Consider the following 7,725-nt stretch of genomic DNA (forward strand, 5'->3'; position numbering starts at 1 on the left):
AGTCGATCAGACAGTCCTCGAACCACCGCATTCCAATCTTCCAATGGCACATCAGGTGCTTGGTCAGATAGCTGGCCACGATCATCCGTCCCCGATTGTGCACACGGCCCGAGACATACATCTCGCGCATCGCCGCATCGACAAAGCGAATTCCCGTGCGCCCCTGCTTCCAGGCTTTGACCTCGGCACGGCGCTCATCCTCGTTCCACGGGAACGCCTGCCATTCCTCGCGCCAGTTGTCAGTCAGGATGCGCGGCGTGTGCCACATCAGGTGATAGGCAAATTCGCGCCAGACCAACTCCTTGAGAAAGGTCTCCGCCCCCGCCTTGCCATCCTGCATTGCGCGCTGCCCCGCATGCCAGCACTGCGCCGGGCTGATCTCGCCCAAAGCCAGGTTCTCCGACAGGTTCGACGTGCCGTCCACACCGGGCAGATCGCGCGTCCGGTCGTAATCCGCGACCTTTGAGGCCATAAACGCCCCCAGCCGGGACTGAGCCGCCTGCTCGCCCAACTGCACAAAGGGACGGACCACATCAGCCCCGCGCTTCATCCCAGCCCCCAGCGCCCAATCCGCCAGCGCCTCACTCTCGGGCCACGCTTCGGGCGCAGGCAGCGACGACGGCGCGGACAAGGGCGCCTCGACCGACCGGTCCCGCACCGATTTCCAGAACGGCGTGTAGACCTTGTAGTAAGTCCCCTGCCCGGTCTCGACCGTCCAAGGCTCAAACATCAGATGCCCGGCAAAGCTCTTGGCCTCGACGCCCGCCTCCTTGAGAGCCGCTTTCACATCGGTATCCCGCTTGACCGACGCCGGGTCGTACGCCCGTTGCCAGAACACCGCGCCCGCGCCGACCTCCTTGGCAAGCGCCGGGATGACCTCACGCGCATCCCCTGACCGCAGGACCAACCGGCTGCCTTTGGCCTCCAACGCCTCGCCATAGCATTCAAGCCCAAGCCCCAAGCGCCACTTTGGCGCGGCCCCAAGCCCATCCACCAGATCATCGCGCATAAAGACCGGAATGACCGGCCCGCCGCGCTCGACCGCTGCGACCAAGGCCGCGTGATCGCTCAACCGCAAATCCCTGCGGATCCACACCAGTGTCGGAGATGTCATCGCCCTGCCCCTTGCCATTCTGTTTCCGCGCGACCTAGCCGCGCCGCGTCAAAGGTCAAACGCAGCTCCTGACTTCTCTGGTTCCCAAATACTTCGGGGGAGTCCGCACAGGCGGACGGGGGCAGCGCCCCCTACAGCACCGCGTCCAAAGCCTCGATGGCCTTCGTGACCTCGGCCTCAGACGTGTAGTGGACAAAACTCAGGCGAAGCACGCCCTTGTGCATATCCACACCCATCGCCTCGAGTGCACGGACCGCATAGAAATCGCCGCCGCCACACATCACCCCGTGCTGCGCCAGGTCCGCCGCCACCTCTTCGCCGGGCCGGTTCAGCGCCAGCGCCACCGTGGGCGCGCGCGAGGCGGCCTCTGACGGACCGATGAGCCGCACCGAATTCCGGTCCTTCACGGCATCCAACAACGGCTGCAACAACGCCACCTCGTGCGCCCGCATCAAATCATGGACGCCGCCGACCGACACCCCATGATGCGCCCCCAAGGCCTCCATGTAATCCACCATGCCCGCACAAGCGGCCACCTGCGCATGATCCGGCCCCGCAGGCGTAAACCGTTTGTAAAGCGTGCCTGCGTTGAAATAATGCCCCTGGTTCGGCAACAACTGCCCCAGGTTGCGCCGGATCACCATGATGCCCTGATGCGGCCCGTAGGTCTTGTAGCTTGAAAACAGGTAGATGTCCGGGCCAAGATTCCCCACATCGACGAACCCGTGCGGCGCGTAGCTCACCCCATCGACACAGACAAACGCGCCCGCCGCGTGGCACAGCGCAGTGATCTCAAGCACCGGGTTGATCTCGCCAACCACATTGGAGCAATGCGGAAAACACACCAGCCGCACTTTTTCGTCCAGCAGATCTTCCAGATCATCCGTGTCCAGATGCCCGGTCTCGGCGTTCACCTTCCATTCCCGAACCACGATCCCCTTGTTGGCCAACTGACGCCAGGGGCCTGTATTGGCTTCGTGATCTTGGTTGGTCACGATGATCGCTTCGCCGGGCGACATGAACTGCCGGAAGGCCTGTGCCAGAACGTATGTATTCTGCGTGGTTGATGGCCCGAAACTCAGCTCATCGGTCTCGACCCCCATCAGTTTGGCCAATCGCGAACGCGCCTCGTCCATCTCGGCCCCGGCCAATTGCGACGCCGCATATGGCGCATATGGCTGCACTTTGCGGGATCGGTAGGTGCGCGTCAGCCGGTCGATCACCTGTCCACAGGTGTAAGACCCCCCGGCGTTTTCGAAAAACGCCTGCCCCTCAAGAGACGGTTCGGAAAATGCCGGGAAGTTGGAGCGCACAAAATCAATATCTAGCATGGCATGGTCTTTTCTTAATCCGTACAATCACAGCGGTCCTGCGGGCGATAACACCGGAAGAATATCACACGAAAAGTCCGCCCCGAACACTCTCGGAGCGGACTATAGACCGGGACATCCGCGTTAGAGAATGCGACGTTCGGCCTGTAACCCTTTCCAGATCGCAACGCACATCACCAAAAGCACGATGGTAAACGGCAACCCGGTCGAGATCACCATGGATTGCAATGACTGCAACCCGCCCGCCGACAGCAGCAGAACGATGGCAACAGCCCCTTCGAAGATGCACCAGAACACCCGCTGCGGCACCGGCGCGTCAACCTTGCCACCGGCCGTGATCGTATCGATCACCAGCGACCCCGAATCCGACGACGTAACAAAGAACACGATCACAAGGATGATGCCGATGAAGCTAGTGATGGAGGCCAGCGGCAGCGCGTCCAGCATCTTGAACAGCTTCAGTTCAAGCGGAGCCTCCTGCGCCGCAGTATAGCCGTCCTGCACAACCTGCTGGATCGCCACACCGCCAAAGACCGACATCCACAGCACACAGACCAGCGACGGGATCAGCAACACGCATATGAGGAATTCGCGCACCGTCCGGCCGCGGCTGACACGGGCGATGAACATGCCGACAAACGGCGACCAGCTGATCCACCACGCCCAGTAGAACGAGGTCCAGCCCTGCATGAAATTGGTGTCTTCCCGACCGATCGGGTTCGACAGCGCCGGCAGATAGGTCAGGTAAGCGGCAAGGTAGTCGACAAAGCCGGTCAGGATCGCCAGCGTCGGCCCTGCAAAGAGTACAAACAGCAACAACAGCGCCGCCAGACCCATATTGATCTCGGACAGCACCTTCACCCCGCCATCAAGACCGCGCATCACCGAAATCAGCGCCACGGCAGTGATGGCCGAGGTCAGCACAACCTCAGTTGTCGAGCTGACGGGCACGCCGAACAACTCGTTCAGACCTGCATTCGCCTGCGTTGCACCAAATCCTAGCGATGTCGCCAGACCGAACAGCGTGGCAAACACCGCCAGAATGTCGATGATATGCCCAGGCCAGCCCCAGACACGGTCACCGAGAATGGGATAAAACGCCGAGCGGATCGTCAGCGGAAGGCCCTTGTTGTAGGAAAAAAGCGCCAGCGCCAAAGCCACCACCGCATAGATCGCCCAAGGGTGCAGGCCCCAATGAAAAATCGTTGCAGCAAAAGCCAGCCGCACAGCCGCCTGCTCATCCCCGGCAGCAGCCCCCAATGGCGCCCAGTCGGTCCGCGCGCCGCCTTCGGCAGCCGTGCCCCCGATGGAGGAGGCAAAATGGCTCATCGGCTCAGACACCCCATAAAACATGAGACCAATGCCCATGCCCGCCGCAAAGAGCATCGCGAACCAGCCGACATAGGTATAATCCGGCGTGGCCTCCGCCCCACCCAAACGCACCGAGCCAACCGGCAGAACGATCAGCAGCAGGCAGAACAGCACAAAAATGTTGGCCGCACTCAGGAAGAACCAGTCAAACCCCTGCGTCACCGCGCTGAACATCCAGCTGAACGCAGCCCCGGCCTGTTCCGGCAAGGCCAGCGTGTAAAATACGAACGCAATGATACAGGCCCCCGACACGACGAAAACAGGGTTGTGAATATCGAGCCCGAACGGCCCGATCTGGGTTTCGAAATTGTCCTGACCAATCTCGTAATCGGTCTCGATGATCTGGGAAGACCCCTCTGGCTCAGGTATTCCCTGACTTGCTGAAGTATCGGTCATCAACCGCCCCCTATTTGTTGAAATTATTCTTCTGGATACCCCGACAAACGCACAAGGCGGCGCTGGGTTCCGCGAAAAGCTAGCGCACCACCATAACCGACACGCTGGCCCGCTTAGCCACGGTGCCGCCGTTGGACGGCCAGATATAGTCGGTGAGGTTCGGCACATGACTTGTCATGACCACAAGGTCTGCCCCGGTATCCTCGATCGCATTGAGCAAGGTCGGATCAAGATCAGTGGTCGGATCATGGCTGGTCAGAGCCAGACCTTCGGCGGCCACACCGCGCGCCTGTCCCTGCTCGGCTGCAAAATCCGCCATCTTCTGCGCGAATTCCTGCGGTGTATGCGCCACCGATCCCGGCGTCGCGGCTGCGACACCCACATACACCAATGTGGCGTCGTAATGCTGTGCCAGATCCGAAGCGCAGCGCATGGCCCGCTCCAGCTTATCCACATGCGCCAGATCCACCGGCACCATGATACGATTGAACACGTCGTCCCTCCTGCTTGGTCTGCCAGCGCACCACGCACGCTGGTCTTGGGGCACAGTGTTGGGCAGGCGATCCCGCCACGTATCTTTGCCAATGTGCCCCTAGCCGCCGCCCGTTTGCGGGCGACATGCACCAAGCCTAAACGGAACCGCCGCCCCGATGCAAACCGGAACGGCGGATCATGTCGTTTTTGACACACGAGAGACTAACCAAATTTTCCAATGATTATTGGGAGATTCGAGCACTCAGGTTTGGGAAATGTCGCAATTGAACAACATCTCCGACATCATTGGGATCACCCCGCAGCCACGTCGACCACAACCCGACCCTTGACCTGACCCTTGAGGATGTCCGCCCCAAGACCCGGCAGATCGGCCAGTGTCGCCGGGGTCACCATCGCCTCCAGCTTGTCCATCGGCAGGTCCTTGGCAATCCGCTGCCACGCCCGCACGCGGTTGTCATAGGGCTGCATCACGCTGTCGATCCCCAGCAGGTTTACACCCCGCAACAGGAACGGGATCACGGTCGCAGGCAGGTTGGCACCACCTGCAAGACCGACAGCGGCGACGGACGCGCCATACTCCATCTGACCCAGCACACGGGCCAGCATCGCGCCACCTACAGCGTCAACACAGCCACCCCAGGCCTCGGACTCCAACGGCCGCTTCACCGTCTCGTTCAGGTCTTCCCGCGCCACGATCTGCGTCGCCCCCAGCGACTCCAGGTAGGCGGACTGTTCCGGTCGCCCGGTGACTGCTGCCACCTTGTGCCCCAAAGCAGCTAGGATCGCCGTCGCCACCGATCCGACGCCACCCGCAGCCCCGGTCACCAGAACCGGACCCGGCTTGATGCCATGATCCTCAAGCCTCATGACCGCCAGCATCGCGGTAAAGCCCGCCGTGCCCACAGCCATCGCCTGACGGGTGTCGAGGCCCTCAGGCAACGGCACCAGCCAATCGGCCTTCACGCGCGCCTTCTGGCTGTACCCGCCCCAATGCGCCTCGCCGACACGCCAGCCGGTCAGCACCACCTTGTCGCCAGGCTTGTAGCGGTCATCCTCCGACGCCTCGACCGTCCCGGCAAAATCAATCCCCGGTACATGCGGATATTTGCGGACAAGCCCGCCACCCGGCCCGATGCAGAGCCCGTCCTTATAGTTCACCGTCGAATACTCGACCGACACCGTCACCTCGGCCTGCGGCAGGTCATCCAACCCGATCTCTTCCACCGCCGCCGATGTCTTGCCGCTTTCTTCGTCCTTGCGAACCATCAATGCCTTGAACATGCCGTGCTCCTTTTCATCTTGCCAATAAACTCCGGGGAGCGTGAGGGGCTGGCCCCTCACTCCCCAATTCTCAACGCGCTCAGACCCAGAAGGTCTCCCAGACTTGCGCCGCGCGCACTTCGTTCGGCAGCACCACGTCCAGATCGGTGCCCTCGTCCCAATGTGTCATCCGCACCATGCCGATGGCCACGTTGGTGCCGAAATCCGGGCTCCACGCCGCACTCGTCACCTGACCCACCTGCACGTCCCCCGCCATCAAAGGCCAGGGCCGGTCACACAAAGGCACCCGGTCACCATGGATCTCGATAGCCCGGATTTTCCGGATCGGCCCCTCTTGCGCCACCCGCAGCAGCGCATCGCGCCCCACACAACCAATCGCCGTCTGCGTGTTGCAGAACTTGCCCAACCCACATTCATGCGGCGTGTTCTCATCGGTCATGTCATTGCCGTAGCTCAGCAATCCACCCTCGATCCGTTCGATCAGGTTGGGACAGCCCGCATGCACATCCAGATCCTTGCCCGCTTCCATCAGCGCGTTCCAAAGCGGCATGCCAAGGTCGCTGCCCTCGACATAGATCTCGAACCCGCCCTGCCGCGAATAACCCGACCGGGCGACTGCCAGCGAGCGGCCCTGGAAATCAAGCATCTTGTAGCGGAAGAACCGGATATCGCGCACCTGATCGCCAAACACCCGCGCCATCAGATCGTCCGACTTCGGTCCCTGCACAGCCAGCGGTGACACGTCCGGTTCATCCACCAGAACATCCAGCCGGAACCCGTAGGCCAGACCCTTGACCCAATAAAGCAGATCACTGTCGGCAATCGAAATCCACCAGCGGTCTTCGGCCAGCTTTACCGCCACCGGATCGTTGAGCATGCCGCCCGTCTCATCGACGATGGGCACATAGAAACACTGCCCCGGCAGCATCGACCGCAGATCGCGCGGGGTCAGCATCTGCATCAACCGCCCGGCATCGGGACCGCGCAGTTCGACCTGCCGCTCGCAGGCCACGTCCCAGACCTGCACCGCGTCTTTCAGATGGCGGTAGTCTTCTTCAACCGACCGGAACACCGTCGGCAGAAGCATCCGGTTATAGACCGTATAGGCCTTGACCCCGGCGGCCTCATTGCCATCCGAGAACGGAGTCCGGCGCACCCGCCGGGATGGAGAAATCAGAGCCATGCGCACACCTCATGCACAGAACTCGGGATGGTGGGCGGGGCGACGCGCATCGCGCGAGCGCCGTCCAGCAGACCGAAAGGTTACAACCAGGGCCCGTCTTCGGGCATGAACAGGATATCGGTGACAGGCGCCGTGGCCCCTGCCGCCGTGAGCATCGCGTGGATTTGTCCACGATGATGGGTCTGGTGATTGAACAGATGCATCACACACAGATCGAATGGATGTGTGAAGTCCCGGTTGGCCATCACCGACCGCCACTGCACATTGCCTTTCAGATCGACCGCGTTCAGGTTTTCCGCCCAATGCAAGAGCTTCGCATCCGTCTTGTAGCGCTCCCCCGCCCAGACCGCGGGGGTTGGCGTCAGGGTCAGATGATCCCCGTCAGGAGCCTCGCCGACACCCAGACGCGCCATCCACATCCGGTCCGCCCAGAGAATGTGGTTGGCCGTGCTGAAGATCGACCCGAAAAACGCCTTTCGCTCCTTGCGCAACTCAGCCTCGGACAGAGTGTCAAATGCAGCCCGTAACTGCTTGTTCTGCCAAGCATTATACCG

General features: G+C 61.7%; 7 protein-coding genes. All 7 read right to left on the bottom strand.

What is annotated here, in order from left to right:
• Positions 1-1,114 (bottom strand): deoxyribodipyrimidine photo-lyase (locus JJ869_RS20355; RefSeq protein ID WP_292270115.1); only part of this gene is annotated, 1,114 nt, incomplete at its 3' end.
• A gap of 131 nt (positions 1,115-1,245) precedes the next feature.
• Positions 1,246-2,445 (bottom strand): aminotransferase class V-fold PLP-dependent enzyme, encoded by a 1,200-nt coding sequence (locus tag JJ869_RS20360; RefSeq protein WP_292270117.1) that lies wholly within the window; start codon positions 2,443-2,445, stop codon positions 1,246-1,248.
• A gap of 123 nt (positions 2,446-2,568) precedes the next feature.
• Complete coding sequence (locus tag JJ869_RS20365) at positions 2,569-4,212, bottom strand: BCCT family transporter (protein ID WP_292270119.1); 1,644 nt, start codon at positions 4,210-4,212, stop codon at positions 2,569-2,571.
• A 79-nt stretch (positions 4,213-4,291) separates the two neighbouring features.
• Positions 4,292-4,705 carry a universal stress protein gene (locus JJ869_RS20370; protein ID WP_292270121.1) on the bottom strand — a complete coding sequence of 138 codons (414 nt, stop codon included), beginning with the start codon at positions 4,703-4,705 and terminating at the stop codon, positions 4,292-4,294.
• Positions 4,706-4,998: 293 nt separating this feature from the next.
• Entirely contained in the window at positions 4,999-5,988 is a 990-nt protein-coding gene (gene acuI / locus JJ869_RS20375) for an acryloyl-CoA reductase (RefSeq protein ID WP_292270123.1), read from the bottom strand.
• 79 nt (positions 5,989-6,067) lie between these two features.
• Positions 6,068-7,171, bottom strand: a complete 1,104-nt coding sequence (locus JJ869_RS20380; protein ID WP_292270126.1) for a dimethylsulfoniopropionate demethylase — start codon at positions 7,169-7,171, stop codon at positions 6,068-6,070.
• An 80-nt stretch (positions 7,172-7,251) separates the two neighbouring features.
• Positions 7,252-7,725 (bottom strand): DinB family protein (locus JJ869_RS20385; RefSeq protein WP_292270127.1); only part of this gene is annotated, 474 nt, incomplete at its 5' end.

This window comes from Marivita sp., assembly GCF_017643905.1.
Taxonomy (GTDB): domain Bacteria; phylum Pseudomonadota; class Alphaproteobacteria; order Rhodobacterales; family Rhodobacteraceae; genus Marivita.

Bases quoted from the DNA above. Each gene is read 5' to 3' on its own strand.
- JJ869_RS20360 (WP_292270117.1), bottom strand. From the start codon at position 2,445: ATGCTAGATATTGATTTTGTGCGCTCCAACTTCCCGGCATTTTCCGAA.
- JJ869_RS20365 (WP_292270119.1), bottom strand. From the start codon at position 4,212: ATGACCGATACTTCAGCAAGTCAGGGAATACCTGAGCCAGAGGGGTCT.
- acuI (WP_292270123.1), bottom strand. From the start codon at position 5,988: ATGTTCAAGGCATTGATGGTTCGCAAGGACGAAGAAAGCGGCAAGACA.
- JJ869_RS20380 (WP_292270126.1), bottom strand. From the start codon at position 7,171: ATGGCTCTGATTTCTCCATCCCGGCGGGTGCGCCGGACTCCGTTCTCG.